This is a genomic window from Pantoea sp. LS15 (assembly GCF_012241585.1).
Classification (GTDB): Bacteria; Pseudomonadota; Gammaproteobacteria; order Enterobacterales; family Enterobacteriaceae; genus Enterobacter.
Genome location: NZ_JAAVXA010000019.1, coordinates 13,343 through 30,836, shown reverse-complemented (window position 1 = coordinate 30,836; position 17,494 = coordinate 13,343). Strand labels below are relative to the sequence as shown.

Genomic DNA, 17,494 nt, shown 5'->3' with positions numbered 1-17,494 from the left:
TTCGTTTTCCCTTTAACGCCGGATTAAATCTTACCGGCGGCTTCTCTCTCTGCGACTTCTTTATCGAGCAGCGCAATATGCTGAGCCATCAGCTCGCGGCAGTGTGCTGCCAGCTCACGCACCTGATCTTTACCGTATTTGCTGGTATCGACAGGTGGCAGCATTTCGACAATCACCAACCCATTATTCAGGCGATTGAGATTAATCTTATTCGAAGTATTGGAAACACACACAGGAATAATTGGAACACCTGCCGCAATTGCGGCATGAAACGCGCCCGTTTTAAACGGCAGCAGGCCACGACCACGGCTGCGCGTCCCTTCCGGGAACATCCAGATGGATATTCTGCGTTTTTTAAAATGATTCACGACTTCCGCAATGGTGCTGTGCGCTTTTGCACGGTTATTACGGTCGATGAGCAGGTTACCCGTGAGCCAGTACAACTGGCCAAAAAACGGGATCCACAGCAGGCTTTTTTTCCCCACCGTGACGGTCGGAGGAAGAACGATATTAGAGGCCGTCACCATATCGTAGTTGTTCTGATGGTTAGCGATAAAGATGGCATTACCGAAATTCTCAGCGCCTTCTGGCAGACGTTTTTCAACCTTCAGACCAAACAGCGGCGCAAGACGACCGAACATATGGCCGAAGGTGGCAACATGCTTCGGATTACGTGGGCTGAACAGGCAATAAATTGAGCCGAAAATACAGACCAGAATGCAGTAGATAACGGTAAGAATAAGACGAACAATGTATAGCATAGCGACCTCTGAAGCCCCAACAGCTGACAATTATACTTCACCTGTGGCCAGGTAAGGACTTTATTACGAGCGCGTATTGTTAATCGCAACGCACGAATTAACAACGATTTTACGGGAAATTTTATTGAAATTCCCCCTCCGGACAGAGGGGGATATCACGACATTACTCTTCGCTGTCACCTGCGGTGCTGCGTGCAGGAGAGTCAATCTCCACGCGGTCGATACGCTGCAGGCCACGCATCAGTGAGCCGCGACGACCGCGCTCACCGACGACCTTCTGCAACTCTTCCGGACGAAGTTTGATTTTACGCTTACCGACATGAATGGTCAGCGTGCTCTGCGGCGGCAGAAGGAAGAGGTGCGCGAGACCATCTTCACCTTTCGCCGCTTCTGCCGACGGGATGTTGATGATCTTGTTACCTTTGCCTTTTGACAGTTCAGGCAGATCGCTAACCGGGAACATCAGCATACGTCCGGCGGTGGTGATCGCCAGCAACATGTCACTCTCGTTCTCAATCACCAGCGGCGGCATAACGTGGGCGTTGTCCGGCAGGCTAATCAGCGCCTTACCGGCACGGTTGCGAGAGACAAGATCGTTAAAGGTACAGATAAAACCGTAACCGGCATCAGACGCCAGCAGCAGTTTCTGCTCGTCGGATTCCATCAGCATATGGTCAACCGTGGCACCCGGCGGCAGCGTCAGCTTACCGGTAAGCGGTTCACCCTGCCCACGTGCGGAAGGCAGCGTGATCGGGTCAATCGCGTAGCTACGGCCCGTAGAGTCGATAAACGCCACCGGCTGGTTGCTCTTCCCTTTCACGGCGGCTTTGAAGCTGTCGCCCGCTTTGTAGCTCAGTCCTGGCGCGTCGATGTCGTGGCCTTTAGCGCTGCGCACCCAGCCGCTCTGAGACAGGACAATGGTCACCGGCTCAGACGGCTGCATGTCGTGCTCGTTCATCGCCTTCGCTTCTTCGCGCTCGTGCAGCGGAGAACGACGGTCATCACCGAATGCGTCGGCATCTGCCTGCAGCTCTTTCTTCAGCAAGTTGTTCATCTTGCGTTCGGACGCGAGGATCGCCTGCAGCTGATCGCGCTCTTTTTCCAGATCGTTCTGCTCACCACGGATCTTCATCTCTTCCAGTTTGGCGAGATGGCGCAGTTTCAGTTCGAGGATCGCTTCGGCCTGGGTTTCACTGATGCCAAAGCGCGACATCAGCGCAGGCTTAGGCTCGTCCTCGGTACGAATGATCTCAATCACTTCGTCGATATTGAGGAACGCCACCAGCAAACCTTCGAGGATATGCAGGCGCTTAAGCACTTTCTCCAGACGGTGGTTCAGACGACGGCGTACCGTATCGCGGCGGAACGTCAACCATTCGGTGAGGATCTCCAGCAGGTTTTTCACTGCCGGACGCCCGTCGAGGCCAATCATGTTCAGGTTGATACGGTAGCTTTTTTCCAGATCGGTGGTGGCAAACAGGTGGTTCATCACCTGCTCCATGTCCACGCGGTTGGAACGCGGCACAATCACCAGACGAGTCGGGTTCTCATGATCCGATTCGTCGCGCAGATCGTCCACCATCGGCAGCTTCTTATTGCGCATCTGGGCGGCAATCTGTTCCAGCACTTTGGCGCCAGAGACCTGATGCGGCAGCGCGGTGATCACCACCGCACCGTCTTCTTTGGTCCACACCGCGCGCATACGCACGGAGCCGCGACCGTTCTGGTAGATTTTGCGGATTTCCGCGCGGGAGGTGATGATCTCCGCTTCGGTTGGATAGTCCGGCCCCTGCACGATATCCAGCAGCTCGTCCAGCGAGGTTTTCGGTTGTTCAATCAGGGTGATGGCGGCTTTCGCCACTTCACGCAGGTTGTGTGGCGGGATGTCTGTCGCCATACCAACCGCGATACCGGTGGTGCCGTTCAGCAGAATATTCGGCAGGCGCGCAGGCAGCATCTTCGGCTCCTGCAGCGTGCCGTCGAAGTTTGGCACCCAGTCAACGGTTCCCTGACCCAGCTCGCCCAGCAGCACTTCGGCATATTTAGACAGACGGGATTCGGTATAACGCATCGCTGCGAAGGATTTTGGATCGTCCGGCGCCCCCCAGTTCCCCTGGCCATCCACCAGCGGGTAACGGTAAGAGAACGGCTGTGCCATCAACACCATCGCTTCATAACAGGCGCTGTCGCCGTGCGGATGGTATTTACCCAGTACGTCACCGACGGTACGGGCGGATTTCTTGAACTTGGCGCTGGCATTCAGCCCCAGCTCGGACATCGCGTAGACGATGCGGCGCTGAACAGGCTTCAGGCCATCCCCGATAAACGGCAACGCCCTGTCCATGATGACGTACATGGAGTAGTTCAGGTAGGCGTTTTCCGTGAATTCATGTAGCGCGAGGCGCTCTGCCATATCGCTCATTACGTGTGATTCCTCAACTCAGAAACCGAAGGGTTTCAGGCAATATTGCCGCAGATACTACCTTATCTGCCGGGTTGAGTCACAAAGAAAAAGGGCCGGATAAGCGGCCCTTTCTGGGTTATTTGTTCAGCTTGATAACCTGCTTCACATCGATTTCAAACTCGTTCCAGTCTTTATCGACCTTACCCTGGAGTTCCACTTTATCCTGCGGGGTCACGGTTACACCGTTCCAGCGCTTGTGGTCAATCTCTACCACTACCGTTCCGGTCTCGTCGCGGAAAGTGTAGCGGTCATCAGACAGGCGCTCGGTAATGTTCCCGCGCAGCTTCACCCAACTATCATCTTTCATCTCTTTCACCTTCACCGCCGTGGTGAGGTTGGCGTCATTATCGACAAAGCCGCCTGTCTGAGTTTGAGTCTGGGTTTGTGTGGCCGATGGGCCATTGAATCCCCCTTGCGCAGCAAAAACAGGGGCAGTGGTTATCATCATGATAGCGGCAATCGCAGCGAATTTTTTCATATTAACTCTCCCTTTAATCTGGTTTCGCGGTCCATTTAACAGGGTAATCCTTAACAACTTCTTAAGGGGAAAATTTATTTATTATTGCTGTACAGCAGGCGCTTACAGAGGGTTTACTGACGACATCAAGGAGGGAACATGCGCATTTTACTGGTAGAAGATGACAGGTTAATCGGCGATGGCATCAAAGCGGGTTTAGGCAAAATGGGCTTTAGCGTTGACTGGTTTACCGACGGAAAAACGGGTCAGGCTGCACTGTATAGCGCACCGTATGATGCCGTGGTGCTGGATCTGACATTACCGGAAATCGACGGGCTGGAGATCCTGCGTGGGTGGCGCGAAAGCGGGCGCAGCGAACCGGTGCTGATCCTGACCGCGCGGGATGCACTTAACCAACGCGTTGAGGGGCTGCGTCTGGGCGCAGATGATTACCTTTGTAAGCCGTTCGCCCTGATCGAGGTCGGTGCTCGTCTCGAAGCCCTGGTCCGCCGCAGCCATGGACAGACACGCAGCGAGCTTCGCCACGGCAACGTCACGCTCGATCCGACCCGTCTCATCGCCACGCTGGACGGCGAAACGCTGACGCTCAAACCCAAAGAGTTCGCGCTACTTGAGCTGCTGATGCGTAATGCAGGCCGGGTGTTGCCGCGTAAGCTGATCGAAGAAAAACTGTATACCTGGGACGATGAGGTCTCCAGCAACGCCATCGAGGTTCACGTCCATCATCTGCGTCGTAAACTTGGCAGCGAGTTTATCCGCACCGTGCATGGCATCGGCTATACCCTGGGTGACGCATGAAACTGAGCCTGAAACTACGCCTGACGCTTCTCTTCCTGCTGCTCTCCCTGACGGCCTGGTTTGCCGCCAGTCTGGTCGCCTGGCAGCAGACGACCCACAAGCTCGATAAGCTGTTTGATACCCAGCAAATGCTATTTGCCAAACGGCTGCTGACAATGGATCTGGATGAGATCCGAGCCCCCGAGCGCATGCGTGAGATCCCAAAGAAAGCTAAGCATGGTCGTCTGGATGACGACGCGCTGGCTTTCGCCATCTATACCGTCGACGGCAAAATGATACTGAACGATGGGGAAAACGGGCGCGATATTCCGTACCACTATCGACGCGACGGGTTTGATAACGGGCAGCTACAGGGCGACAACGATGAGTGGCGTTTTTTATGGCTGACCTCCCCCGACAGAAAGTACCGCGTGGTGATCGGCCAGGAGTGGGAGTACCGGCAGGATATGGCGCTGGATATAGTCAGTTCGCAGCTTACGCCGTGGCTGGTGGCGCTCCCCGTGATGCTGTTGTTGCTAATCCTTCTGTTAAGCCGTGAACTCAGGCCGCTGAAAAAACTGGCGCAGACCCTGCGTTCCCGCTCGCCAGATGCCACTGAAGCGCTGACGGTTCAGGGTGTCCCCACGGAAGTGCGCCCCCTGCTCGACTCACTAAATCATCTGTTCGCCCGCACCCAGGAGATGGTGACCCGCGAGCGCCGATTTACCTCCGATGCCGCTCACGAATTACGCAGTCCGCTGGCGGCCCTGAAAGTACAAACTGACGTGGCACAACTCTCTTCGGACGATCCGCTGGCTCAGGCAAAAGCGCTCACACAACTGCATGCGGGTATCGATCGTGCGTCCCGGCTGGTGGATCAACTTCTTACGCTTTCACGTCTGGATTCACTGGATAACCTTGACGATGTCGAACCGATCACCCTGGCCGATTTACTGCAGTCGGCCGTGCTGGATATCTGGCATCCCGCCCAGAAGGCAGGTATTGATATTCGCCTGAACATCAATGCGCCAGAGGTTACACGCACGGTTCAGCCGCTACTACTGAGCCTGCTGGTGCGTAACCTGCTGGATAACGCTATCCGTTACAGCCCGCGAGGCAGCGTGGTGGACGTAACGCTGGACACCCGAAGCTTTACTGTGCATGACAACGGCCCCGGTATTTCAGCTGATGCGCTGGTGCGCCTCGGCGAGCGATTTTATCGACCACCGGGGCAGGATGCCACGGGCAGCGGGCTCGGGTTATCCATTGTGAAGCGCATCGCCGCCCTGCACAGTATGCGTGTTTCATTAAACAATGCGGCGGAAGGCGGCTTTGAAGTGAAGGTTAGCTGGTAAGAGATTATTGCGCTGTACGCAAAAGACTTTGCACATTTTGCTCATTTTTCCGCTCCGTCCTCGCGCGTAGAATACTCGCCATACTCTCATCATCGAGGACAAATAATGAGCAACATTCTGATTATCAACGGTGCAAAAGAATTTGCGCATTCTAAAGGCCAGTTGAATGACACCCTGACCGAGGTCGCGGACGGTTTCCTGCGCGACGCCGGGCATGATGTTAAGGTCGTGCGTGCAGACAGCCATTATGACGTGAAAGCCGAAGTGCAGAACTTCCTGTGGGCTGACGTGGTGATCTGGCAGATGCCGGGCTGGTGGATGGGCGCGCCATGGACCGTGAAAAAATACATGGACGACGTGTTCACTGAAGGTCATGGTTCACTGTATGCCAGCGATGGCCGCACCCGTTCTGACGCCACCAAAAAATACGGTTCTGGCGGTCTGATTCAGGGCAAAAAATATATGCTCTCCCTGACCTGGAACGCCCCGCTGGAAGCCTTCACCGAGAACGACCAGTTCTTCGAAGGCGTGGGCGTAGACGGCGCGTATCTGCCGTTCCACAAGGCTAACCAGTTCCTGGGCATGGATCCGCTGCCAACCTTTATCGTCAACGACGTGATTAAAATGCCTGATGTCCCGCGCTATATCGCAGAATATCACAAGCATCTCGCGGAAATTTTTGCTTAACTGGTACCCTGGAATTAAAGGAGTAGTTAACCATGCTTACCGTTATTGCTGAAATCCGTACTCGTCCAGGCCAACATCACCGTCAGGCGGTGCTGGATCAGTTCGCGAAAATTATCCCGACCGTACTGAAAGAAGAAGGCTGCCATGGCTACGCGCCAATGGTGGATGCCACCACTGACGCAAGCTTCCAGGCCACCGCGCCAGACTCAATCATCATGGTTGAGCAGTGGGAAACCGTCGCTCATCTTGAAGCACACCTGCAGACCGCACAAATGAAAGCGTGGAGTGACGCGGTGAAAGGTGACGTGCTGGAAACCCACATCCGTATTCTGGAGCAAGGGGTTTAAGTTTCCCCCAGGCCCGGTAAGCGCTAGCGCCACCGGGCTTTGTTTTTAGCTGCTTTTCTTCCCCGGTTTTAATCCCCGATGAAACTCGTTGATCCGCTTCATTGATTTGATAGTGCGCTGCGGCTCAGTGGAGGCGACGGACACAATAATCATCTCCAGACACAACAGTACCGTACCATGAAGTGGGATTTTCCCCTTTTCACCGCCGCGCGGGACATGGATCACTACGCTGGCCTCTTTACTGAAACGCGAGTCCAGGGCGTTGGTCAGCAGGATAGTCGGAATACCGAGACGTTTTGCTTCACGCAGTGTGGTTTGCCCCTCCCGGTGCGCGGATTTCTGCGCCATCATCACCAGCACGTCACCGCGCTGAAGGGCGATGAGCTGTTCGGCGAGTCCTATTCCAGTACGGTTAAGCGGTGTGGCGGGTAATCCCATACGGCTGAACAACCTGGCGGTGTACTCGGCCAGAATACCCGAAGCGCCGATACCAAAAATTGCGACCTGCCTCGCCTGAGCCAGCAGTGAGACCGCCTGAGCCATCGCATAACGGTTATGGGGCTCAGATAACACTTCCAGGGTGTGCTGATGTCCTTCCAGCACAAAATCAATGCTCGCGTTGACGTCGCTGGTCAGTGTATTCACCGTGGTGGACATCTTTTCGCTGGAGCTGACCACTGGACCAAACCACTGTTCCAGCGTCTGTTTGAGATCGCGCAGCCCGGCGAACCCCAGCGCCTGAATGGCGCGTACCACGGTGGCATCTGAGGTTTTTAACAGTGCAGCAATCTCCATTGCCGTTTGTTCCATCACCGCTTCGCGGTTCTCATTGATATAGCTTGCCACCTGCAGCACGCGCGGCGTCAACTGGTGCGCACGCGAACGAAAGCGGTCACCGTAGACATCCACGCGCCCTTTCTCTTTGCGGATCACCGTGATGCCTCCGGCAGTGGTCGCCCGGCTATCTGCGATTGCACCTGCGCAGCCATCAGGCCCAAAGACGAGAAGGAATTCGAGATGGCCTCTTCACGTGAGATCAGCACGTAGTGTCCGGTTCGGCAGGCGTTCAGGAACTGACACCAGCCAGGCATTACCGCCTCCATCGCTGCCAGCTCGTCCTGCGGTTTACCCCCGGTATCCCCGCGCCAGGTAGCGAAGACGAAATCGGCATCCAGCTCCGGCAGACGCTCAGCACTAACGTCAATCCGTCCCCCTTCCGGGATGGCCTCAATAAGCGGTGGGAAGGTGAACCCGGCATCACGCAGCACACGGCCCAGCGAGTGGTAACTGTGCATGGCGTTAATCTTCCCCTGATTCGCCTGAATCACTGACACGCTAATTTTGCGGGTATCCACCGTCGCTTTCAGCGCGTTGATTTGTTCCTGATAGCGGCGCTCCAGGAGCTTCAGTCGCGCCTGCGTGCCGGTAAGTTGCGCCAGCTTGCGGTAGATTTCCGGTGCACCACCGTCGAGGTGATCGATGCTTACCGTCGGGGCAATTTTTTGCAGCTGTTCCACCGGCGTGTTGCGGGTCGGCTCGGTGATAATCAGGTCCGGTTTTGCGGCGGCGATGGCTTCAATGTCGATATCCGCAGTGCCGATAAACTTGATGTCAGAATTATCGAAATCGACACCCGTCAGCATACCGCTGGAGCGCAAAAAGTGGCTGCCGTCCGGTCGCGTGCGGCCGTGGCTGGCTACCGGTGGCACACCCAGCTCAATCAGCGGGATGGTGATATCCAGGTCATGCAGCGAGACAATCCGTTTCGGATGAACCGGCACAACGACCTTGCGCCCCAAATCATCGGTAAATGTCTGAGTCGGTTCTGCCGCGCTCACCGCAAACCCTACCAGCAGCAACATCGAAAAAAGTACGCGCATCTTCTGTCCCCTAAAATCTGTCCCGACGCTGCCAGAGCAACAGCAGGAAAAACGGTCCGCCAATCAATGAAATCACAATTCCCGCTGGCAATTGCAGCGGGAGAAATGCCAGACGCCCGACGTTATCCGCCAGCAACACCAGCAGTGCCCCCAGCACAGCACTTCCCGTCAGGAGCGCGGTTTGCCCACCACGTAGCAGCAGGCGTGCCATATGCGGGGCAATGAGTCCCACGAAACCAATACTGCCTACGCAGGAGACGCAGGCCGCCGTCAGCACCACCGGGGCAAGGACGCGCAGCAGCGCCAGTCGGGTTGTATGCACGCCGAGGCCTGTTGCGGCCTGATTACCGAGTAACGCAACATCGGCGGCACGCGCGGTAAACAGTAACAACGCAAACGCGGGAAGCGTCCAGAGTGCGGCCAGCCCCACCAGCGTCCAGTTTGCCGCATGCAGGCTTCCAGCCAGCCAGAGCATTGCCGTCTGCACGTCACGCACGTCGGCGGTGGTCATAAAGACGCCCATTGCGGCAGCAAAGGCCCATGACACACCGATGCCAATCAGGATGAATCGCGGACGCGAGATATCACGCGCCAGCAAGACCACCAGCAGCGCTGTGAGTAGCCCCCCGGCCATGCCTGCCAGCGGACGCCAGGCCAGACTCAGCGCCGGGAACTGAAAGATCAGCACCAGCACGGCCGCACTGCAGCCTTCTTTCACGCCGATAAGACCGGGGTCGGCCAGGCCATTGCGGGTGATGGACTGCATGGCCGCTCCGGCCATGCCGAGCATTGCGCCGCACAGTACCGCCATCAGCAGGCGCGGCAGGCGAATATCCATCACGATATAGTGCGCCTCTGCTGTCAGGCCTTCAGGAGAAAACAGCGCGCGGGCAATAGCGGAGGTGGGAATGGGTAGCGAACCGTGCGTCAGACCAAAGCCCAGCAGGCTTAATGCCACCAGCGCTAAAAACGCCAGGCATGCCAATGCCCTCGGGCGAACCAATGCCGACAGGCGACCAATACGGATCGCGCGGAGTCCGGCCCGGTTCATTTGAACATCCTCGATGCCATGAAAATGAAGATCGGTGCGCCAACCAGGGCGGTCATGATGCCGGTTGCCAGCTCCCAGGGCGTAAACAACGTTCGGGCGGCAATATCCGCCAGCAGCAAAACCAGCGCGCCACACAGGGCCGACAGCGGCACCATCACACGTAAATCGACCGACACCAGACGGCGAATGAGTTGCGGCACGACCAGGCCGATAAAGCCAATCGGCCCGGCGATAGAGACGGCCGCGCCACAGAGCAGCGCAATTGCCAGCAGGGCCAGCAGGCGGGTTCTGAGTAGTGAAACGCCAAGCCCTTGCGCCATCCGGTCGCCCAGAGCCAGCATATTGAGCGACGGCGACACTCCGATAGCGAGAACAAAACCGCCAGCAGCAGCCCACAGGGCACTCTGAAGCGTTTCTTGTTTTACCCCCGCTAAATCCCCCGCCAGCCAGGTTCGCAGGGCGAGCAGCGTCTGTTCATCCAGAATCAGAACTGCGGCAGTCACTGATGAGGCAAATGCCGACAGTGCCACGCCACACAGCGTCACTTTCATTGGTGTGAGCCCGGTGCGGCCAGACGAGGAGAACATCAGCACCAGCAAAAACAGCGCGGCAGCACCGGCGGCGGCAACGAGCGGGCGACCAAACGGCAGTGTCATTCCGAGCGCACTCGTCAGCACCACCGCCAGCGCTGCCCCGGCATTCAGCCCCAGAATATGCGGTTCACCAAGCGGGTTGCGGATCACGGACTGTAGCAGGACACCCGCCACGCCGAGCGCGGCACCTGTCACCATCGCGGCACAGAGGCGCAGCAGTCTTAATTTGATAATGACGTTATGGTCGAAATTATGGGGATTAAAATCGAAAAACGCCTGGACCACCGTCAACGGAGAAATAACGCGCGCGCCGATACCCAGGTGGGCAATCGCCCCCATCATCAGCAGTAACGCAAAGAGAATAAAAGCCAGCGTTGTGCGTATCATGGTTTTTCAGTGACCTGACGGAACGGCATAAAAAACGGTTTGCCAGTCAACGGGTTAACCGACATATGCACGTCGACATCAAACACTGCTTTGATCAACTCCGGCGTGCAGGCATCGCCCTCATGCAATACGCCTTCAACTTTCCCCTGACGTAAAAAGATCAGCGAATCACCGTAGTTCACCGCGAAGTTAAGATCGTGCAGCACCACCACGACGGTGCGTCCGTGCTGGCGGGTCAGCATATGCAGCAGTTCCAGGATCTCCACCTGATAGCGGAGATCGAGAAAGGTTGTCGGTTCATCCAGCAGGATATATGGCGTTTGCTGCGCCAGGGCCATGGCGATCCAGCAGCGCTGACGCTGACCGCCAGACAAGCTTTCAACCGGCAGATGTGCAAACTCTGCCGTCCCCGTCAGCCGCAGCGCCTCTTCAACAGCCCGTTCGTCCTCGTCGCTCCACTGGCGCATAAAATTTTGCCAGGGAAAGCGCCCGCGTGAAACCAGCTCAAAGACGGTTAACCCTTCCGGCAGCAGCGGAGACTGCGGGAGAATGCCAAGCTGACGGGCAACCGTTTTGGTCGGCTGCTCATGAATGGCTTTACCGTCCAGCAGCGCGGTACCCCCGAGCGGCTGCAGCTGCCGCGCGATAGTGCTCAACAGTGTGGATTTTCCACAGCCGTTCGCCCCTACCAGCACCGTCATTTTCTGCTGATGGATCGCAAGGGAGATATCATCAACGATGATTTTTTTCTGATAGCCCGCAGAGAGGTTCTCCAGAACCAGTCCCGGTTGTTTTGTGTTGTGAGCCACGTGAACGCCAACGTAATGAAAAACCAACAAATAAAAATAAAACTCATTCTCTTTTGAGAGTTTGACGCTGCGTCATGTAGTAGTCAAGCGAAGAAACACCCTGATAAAACCAGGGATAAACCTGAAGAAACATGAATAAAACAATGCTTATAAAATCATTACTTTCAACAGGTTAATTAGAACTCTGCTGCGCTAATACGCACAGTTAAATGTTGTAGCCGATTTTTGCTTTTTTCCATTTACTACTACATCCCCACATGATTGAATGATTATCAATTACATGTTCGATACCATACGGTTAACGAGCAGACAATTAAGGGCAATGACTCACATATTCTTCCGCGCCCCTTCATGCGCGGGATATCTTGGGAAAACAGATGTAATGGCTACGTTCACACCTTCTCTCTCTGGGGTAAAAGGGCGCGCGCTCTTTTCACTGCTGTTTATGGCGCCATTGGTGCAGGCAGCTGACAACGCAACGGCTAAAGACGGCGAAACGCTTACCGTCACCGCCAGTCCGAATGCTACGATAGATGCTACAAATGGCTATCAGCCGTTGAATACCTCCACCGCGACACTGACCAACATGCCAATGCTGGATATCCCGCAGGTAGTCAATACTGTCAGTGATAAAGTGCTGGAAGATCAGCACGCCACTACGCTTGATGAAGCGCTTTATAACGTCAGTAACGTGGTGCAAACCAATACTCTGGGCGGTACGCAGGATGCATTTGTTCGTCGTGGGTTTGGCGCGAACCGCGACGGTTCGGTGATGACCAACGGCCTGCGCACCGTACTGCCGCGCAGTTTTAATGCCGTTACCGAGCGCGTGGAAGTGCTAAAAGGCCCGGCCTCAACGCTTTATGGCATCCTCGATCCTGGCGGTCTGATAAACGTCGTGACCAAACGCCCGGAGAAAACCTTCGGCGGCTCAATTTCTGCCACCTCTTCCAGCTTTGGCGGCGGTACTGGCCAGGTTGATGTTACTGGCCCGATTGACGGCACGCGTCTGGCGTATCGCCTGACGGGCGAATATCAGGACGAAGATTACTGGCGCAATTTTGGCAACGAGCGCAGCACCTTTATCGCACCATCTCTGACCTGGTTTGGCGATGATGCCACGGTCACCGTGCTCTATTCGCATCGCGACTATAAGACACCGTTCGATCGTGGAACGATCTTCGATCTCAACACCAAACAGCCGGTAAACGTTGATCGCAAAACGCGTTTTGACGAACCGTTTAACATTACCGATGGTCAGTCAGACCTGGCGCAGCTCAACGCAGAATATCGCCTGAACAGCCAGTGGACCGCAAAGTTCGACTACAGCTTTAGCCAGGATAAATACAGCGATAACCAGGCCCGCGTAATGGCCTACGATTCAAAAACGGGCAACCTGACCCGCCGCGTAGATGCGACGCAAGGCTCGACCCAGCGGATGCATACGACGCGTGCGGATCTGCAGGGGAATGTGGACATCGCTGGCTTCTACAACGAGATCCTCACCGGCGTGTCGTATGAGAATTACGATCTGCTGCGTACGGATATGATCCGCTGTAAAAACGTCAAAGATTTCAATATCTACAACCCGACGTATGGCAACCTTAGCAAGTGCACTACTGTCTCAGCGTCAGACAGCGACCAGACCATCAAGCAAGAGAGTTACTCCGCCTACGCTCAGGACGCGCTGTACCTGACCGATAAATGGATCGCCGTCGCCGGATTGCGCTATCAGTATTACACCCAGTACGCCGGTAAAGGTCGCCCGTTCAACGTCAATACCGACAGCCGCGACGACCAGTGGACACCGAAGCTGGGGCTGGTTTACAAGCTCACGCCAGCAGTCTCACTGTTTGCCAACTATTCCCAGACGTTTATGCCGCAATCATCCATTGCGAGCTACATTGGCGATCTGCCGCCGGAAACATCAAATGCATATGAAATTGGCGCTAAGTTTGACCTGTTCGACGGTATTACTGCCAATATCGCGCTGTTTGATATTCACAAACGCAACGTGTTGTACACCGAAAGCATCGCGGGAGAAACCATCGCGAAAACCGCTGGCCGCGTGCGTTCGCAGGGTGTAGAGGTGGATCTGGCAGGGTCCCTGACGGAGAACACCAACATCATTGCCAGCTACGGCTATACGGACGCAAAAGTGCTGGAAGACCCGGACTATGCAGGCAAACCGCTGCCGAACGTGCCACGCCATACCGGCTCACTGTTCCTGACCTATGACATTCACAATGTGATCGGCGGAAATACATTGACGCTTGGCGGTGGTGGACACGGTGTGAGCCGTCGCTCAGCGACCAACGGCGCAGACTATTATTTACCGGGCTATTTTGTTGCCGATGCCTTTGCGGCCTATAAGATGAAACTGCAGTATCCGGTGACGCTGCAGGTGAACGTGAAGAACCTGTTTGATAAGACTTACTACACATCATCTATCGCGACCAATAACCTGGGCAACCAGATTGGCGACCCACGTGAAGTGCAATTTACGGTGAAGATGGAGTTTTGACATAAAAAAAGCCCTGCATCGCAGGGCTTTTTCAGCATCAGGCTTCAATATCCGCCATATCGCCTTTCTCCTGTAGCCAGTTACGTCGGTCTTCCGAACGTTTCTTGGCAAGGAGCATATCCATCATCGCGTTGGTTTGCTGCTCGTCTTCGTCACTGATCGTCAGTTGCACCAGACGACGCGTGTTGGGATCCAGCGTGGTTTCGCGCAGTTGCATCGGGTTCATCTCACCCAGCCCTTTAAAGCGCTGAACGTTCGGTTTACCCTTCTTACGCTTCAGCTGTTCCAGCACACCCGCTTTTTCTTCTTCCGTCAGCGCGTAATACACTTCTTTGCCGAGGTCGATACGGTACAGCGGCGGCAGCGCCACGTGAACGTGGCCGTTTTTCACCAGCGTGCGGAAGTGCTTCACAAACAGTGCGCACAGCAGCGTGGCAATGTGCAGACCATCGGAGTCCGCATCCGCGAGGATACAGATCTTTCCGTAGCGCAGTTGGCTCAGATCATCGCTGTCAGGATCGATACCGATCGCCACCGAAATATCATGCACTTCCTGCGAAGCCAGCACTTCATCTGAAGAGACTTCCCAGGTGTTCAGGATCTTACCCTTAAGCGGCATGATCGCCTGATATTCACGATCGCGCGCCTGCTTGGCCGAACCACCCGCCGAGTCCCCTTCCACGAGGAACAACTCGGTACGGTTGAGATCCTGCGCAGTACAGTCCGCCAGTTTTCCTGGTAGCGCAGGGCCACTGGTCAGTTTTTTACGCACCACTTTCTTCGCAGCACGCAGACGACGCTGAGCGCTGGAGATCGCCATTTCAGCCAGCATCTCTGCCGCCTGAACGTTCTGGTTCAGCCACAGGGTAAACGCATCTTTCACCACGCCGGAGACGAATGCCGCACACTGACGTGACGACAAGCGCTCTTTAGTCTGACCGGCAAACTGCGGATCCTGCATTTTCACAGAGAGCACGTAGGCACAACGATCCCAGATATCTTCCGCCGACAGCTTCACGCCACGCGGCAGGATATTGCGGTATTCGCAGAACTCGCGCATCGCGTCCAGCAGCCCCTGACGCAGGCCGTTGACGTGCGTACCGCCAAGCATGGTTGGGATCAGGTTAACGTAGCTTTCGGTCAGCAGCTCACCGCCTTCCGGCAGCCACAGCAGCGCCCAGTCCACCGCTTCGGTGTCACCGGTAAAATTACCGACGAACGGTTTTTCCGGCAGCGTCGGCAGGCCGTTTACCGCTTCGCACAGATAGTCGTTAAGACCGTCTTCGTAGCGCCAGCTTTGCTCTGTATTGTTTACGTTGTCTTTAAAGGTGATTTCCACGCCTGGGCAGAGCACCGCTTTGGCTTTCAGCAGGTGTGTAAGGCGAGAAACAGAAAAACGTGGGCTGTCGAAGAAGCTTTCGTCAGGCCAGAAGTGAACGCTGGTGCCAGTGTTGCGTTTGCCGCACGTACCGACAACCTGCAGATCCTGAACCTTCTCACCATTTTCAAACGCGATGTTATAGACCTGACCGTCACGGCGGACGTTCACTTCCACGCGTTTAGACAGGGCGTTGACCACAGAGATCCCCACACCGTGTAAACCACCAGAGAACTGATAGTTTTTATTGGAGAACTTACCGCCTGCATGCAGTCGGCAGAGGATCAGCTCAACGGCCGGTACGCCCTCTTCAGGATGGATATCCACCGGCATACCGCGTCCGTCGTCAATGACTTCCAGCGACTGATCAGCATGCAGGATGACGTCAACGCGTTTGGCATGGCCAGCCAGCGCTTCGTCCACACTGTTATCAATAACTTCCTGGCCCAGGTGGTTTGGGCGCGTCGTATCGGTGTACATCCCCGGGCGGCGGCGAACCGGCTCAAGCCCGGTGAGGACCTCAATGGCATCAGCGTTATAGGTTTGCGTCATGATTTAAACTAGCAATTCGCATTGATTGTCAGTGGCTGTGCAGTCCAAGAAAATCGACAATCTGGGTGAAATGATCCTCAAAGCCCGTGAAAGCATGGTTTCCGCCCTCTTCTATCGTCTGGCGGCAGGAGGCGTAATACGCCACTGCCTGGCGGTAATCCAGCACTTCATCACCCGTCTGTTGCAGCAGCCAGATAAGATCGGGCGCTTCAAGCGGGTCAACCTGCATAACTTTGAGATCGTAAATATGGCGTGACTCTAGCACATATTGCTGACCGGTGTAGGGGTTCTCGTTTTCACCAAGAAAGTCCCGAAGCAGCTCAAATGGCCGCACCGCCGGGTTAACGACAACAGCGGGCAGCATGAAACATTGCGAGAGCCAGGTGGCGTAGTATCCGCCCAGTGATGAGCCGACCACACCGAATGATTCGCCGCCGTGTTCAAGCACAATAGATTCCAGCATCTCCGCAGCCTCCGCCGGGTAAGGCGGCAGCTGCGGAATAATCATCTCAACATCAGGGTGATGCACGCTCAGCCACTGGCGAAACTGTGTCGCTTTTGCGGAGCGCGGCGAGCTGTTGAATCCGTGCAGATAAAGGAGCGTAGACATCAGTAGCCTTCTGAAGCGGTGTCCGGACGGAATTTGGCGCCTGTCAAACGGCAGACTTCCGTGGTCAGCGAACCATCAGCATGCAGTTCCAGCCAGCGCCAGCCTGGTGCGATGGTATCCAGAGTAAAGTTGGCACAATGCGGCTTAAACTGAACGCAGGTCGATGGCGTCGCCAGCATACGGCGACCATTCCAGTCGAGATCCTGTTCCTGATGTATGTGTCCGCACAGCAGATTCTTCACACGCGGGAATTTCGCCAGCACGTGATCCAGTGCAGCAGAATTACGCAAACTGTGCTGATCGAGCCAGCTGCAACCTGCTGGCAGAGGGTGATGATGAAGTAATAACAGCGTATGACGTTCAGGTTCAGCAGCCAGTTTGGTCTCCAGCCAGTCGAGCTGGAACTCGCTTAACTCACCGTGCGGGACACCAAACACCTGGCTGTCCAGCAGCAAGATCTGCCACTGTTCACCCGCAAAGACACATTTTGCCGGAGAAATCCCTGCATCCTGGAGGGCATTGTACATAGCCGGCTGGAAATCGTGGTTTCCTGGCAGCCAGACGCAAGGCACGCTGAAACTCGCGATGCCTTCAGCAAAATGCTGGTAGGCCGCGGAGGATTGGTCCTGCGCCAGATCGCCCGTTGCGACAATCAAATCGCATGCACGATTTTCAGCGTGAATGGCGCTAAGTACCGCCTGATAGCTCTCCCAGGTGTTGACCCCAAGCAGAGTTTCATGCTTTTCGGCAAAAAGGTGGGTATCGGTGATTTGTAATATCCTGACTGGCGCCCCACCAGCAACAGTCAGGTTCAACAGGCTTTCCAAATGGTGTCCTTAGG

16 protein-coding genes are annotated in these 17,494 nt (G+C 55.5%); 5 read left to right on the top strand and 11 right to left on the bottom strand.

Features of this window, described 5'->3' with window-relative positions; all coding sequences use genetic code 11:
* Positions 1-23: 23 nt before the first annotated feature.
* The 3 genes from plsC to HED65_RS20660 all read right to left on the bottom strand — a co-directional run bounded on the left by plsC (position 24) and on the right by HED65_RS20660 (position 3,703).
* Positions 24-761, bottom strand: coding sequence for a 1-acylglycerol-3-phosphate O-acyltransferase (gene plsC, locus HED65_RS20670; protein ID WP_049005051.1), 738 nt, complete (start codon positions 759-761; stop codon positions 24-26).
* A 163-nt stretch (positions 762-924) separates the two neighbouring features.
* A complete protein-coding gene (gene parC / locus HED65_RS20665) occupies positions 925-3,183 on the bottom strand; it encodes a DNA topoisomerase IV subunit A (protein ID WP_114979977.1) in 2,259 nt (752 codons plus the stop codon).
* Positions 3,184-3,301: 118 nt separating this feature from the next.
* On the bottom strand, positions 3,302-3,703 hold the full coding sequence (locus HED65_RS20660; protein ID WP_114979976.1) for a YgiW/YdeI family stress tolerance OB fold protein: 402 nt from the start codon (positions 3,701-3,703) through the stop codon (positions 3,302-3,304).
* A gap of 138 nt (positions 3,704-3,841) precedes the next feature.
* Here HED65_RS20660 and qseB point away from each other — a divergent pair, with 138 nt between their 5' ends.
* The 4 genes from qseB to HED65_RS20640 all read left to right on the top strand — a co-directional run bounded on the left by qseB (position 3,842) and on the right by HED65_RS20640 (position 6,869).
* The gene (gene qseB / locus HED65_RS20655; RefSeq protein WP_114979975.1) at positions 3,842-4,501 is read left to right on the top strand and encodes a quorum sensing response regulator transcription factor QseB; all 660 of its coding nucleotides are present in this window, start codon (positions 3,842-3,844) and stop codon (positions 4,499-4,501) included.
* The gene (gene qseC, locus HED65_RS20650) at positions 4,498-5,835 is read left to right on the top strand and encodes a quorum sensing histidine kinase QseC (protein WP_114979974.1); all 1,338 of its coding nucleotides are present in this window, start codon (positions 4,498-4,500) and stop codon (positions 5,833-5,835) included. Before qseB ends, qseC begins: the two co-directional genes overlap by 4 nt.
* A gap of 105 nt (positions 5,836-5,940) precedes the next feature.
* Positions 5,941-6,522 carry an NAD(P)H-dependent oxidoreductase gene (locus tag HED65_RS20645; protein ID WP_114979973.1) on the top strand — a complete coding sequence of 194 codons (582 nt, stop codon included), beginning with the start codon at positions 5,941-5,943 and terminating at the stop codon, positions 6,520-6,522.
* A 32-nt stretch (positions 6,523-6,554) separates the two neighbouring features.
* On the top strand, positions 6,555-6,869 hold the full coding sequence (locus HED65_RS20640) for a putative quinol monooxygenase (protein ID WP_114979972.1): 315 nt from the start codon (positions 6,555-6,557) through the stop codon (positions 6,867-6,869).
* 45 nt (positions 6,870-6,914) lie between these two features.
* Here the strand turns inward: HED65_RS20640 and HED65_RS20635 are convergent, their stop codons facing one another.
* Genes HED65_RS20635 through HED65_RS20615 form a run of 5 tightly spaced genes read right to left on the bottom strand, consistent with a single transcriptional unit; the run spans position 6,915 to position 11,589 of the window.
* Entirely contained in the window at positions 6,915-7,802 is an 888-nt protein-coding gene (locus tag HED65_RS20635) for a MurR/RpiR family transcriptional regulator (protein ID WP_114979971.1), read from the bottom strand.
* Positions 7,799-8,749: an iron-siderophore ABC transporter substrate-binding protein gene (locus tag HED65_RS20630; RefSeq protein WP_114979970.1), complete on the bottom strand. Its 951-nt coding sequence runs from the start codon at positions 8,747-8,749 to the stop codon at positions 7,799-7,801. Before HED65_RS20630 ends, HED65_RS20635 begins: the two co-directional genes overlap by 4 nt.
* A gap of 10 nt (positions 8,750-8,759) precedes the next feature.
* Positions 8,760-9,800, bottom strand: a complete 1,041-nt coding sequence (locus HED65_RS20625) for a FecCD family ABC transporter permease (protein ID WP_114979969.1) — start codon at positions 9,798-9,800, stop codon at positions 8,760-8,762.
* A complete protein-coding gene (locus HED65_RS20620; RefSeq protein ID WP_114979968.1) occupies positions 9,797-10,780 on the bottom strand; it encodes a FecCD family ABC transporter permease in 984 nt (327 codons plus the stop codon). Before HED65_RS20620 ends, HED65_RS20625 begins: the two co-directional genes overlap by 4 nt.
* Complete coding sequence (locus tag HED65_RS20615) at positions 10,777-11,589, bottom strand: ABC transporter ATP-binding protein (protein WP_114980014.1); 813 nt, start codon at positions 11,587-11,589, stop codon at positions 10,777-10,779. Before HED65_RS20615 ends, HED65_RS20620 begins: the two co-directional genes overlap by 4 nt.
* Positions 11,590-11,971: 382 nt before the next feature.
* On the opposite strand from HED65_RS20615, the gene HED65_RS20610 reads away from it, so the two are divergent.
* A complete protein-coding gene (locus HED65_RS20610) occupies positions 11,972-14,113 on the top strand; it encodes a TonB-dependent siderophore receptor (RefSeq protein ID WP_114979967.1) in 2,142 nt (713 codons plus the stop codon).
* 37 nt (positions 14,114-14,150) lie between these two features.
* Here the strand turns inward: HED65_RS20610 and parE are convergent, their stop codons facing one another.
* From parE to cpdA, 3 genes are read right to left on the bottom strand one after another with little or no spacing between them, the layout of a single operon-like run.
* Entirely contained in the window at positions 14,151-16,043 is a 1,893-nt protein-coding gene (gene parE / locus HED65_RS20605) for a DNA topoisomerase IV subunit B (protein WP_049005057.1), read from the bottom strand.
* A gap of 28 nt (positions 16,044-16,071) precedes the next feature.
* A complete protein-coding gene (gene yqiA / locus HED65_RS20600) occupies positions 16,072-16,653 on the bottom strand; it encodes an esterase YqiA (protein ID WP_114979966.1) in 582 nt (193 codons plus the stop codon).
* Positions 16,653-17,480, bottom strand: coding sequence for a 3',5'-cyclic-AMP phosphodiesterase (cpdA, locus tag HED65_RS20595; protein WP_114979965.1), 828 nt, complete (start codon positions 17,478-17,480; stop codon positions 16,653-16,655). Before cpdA ends, yqiA begins: the two co-directional genes overlap by 1 nt.
* Between the last annotated feature and the right edge of the window lie 14 nt (positions 17,481-17,494).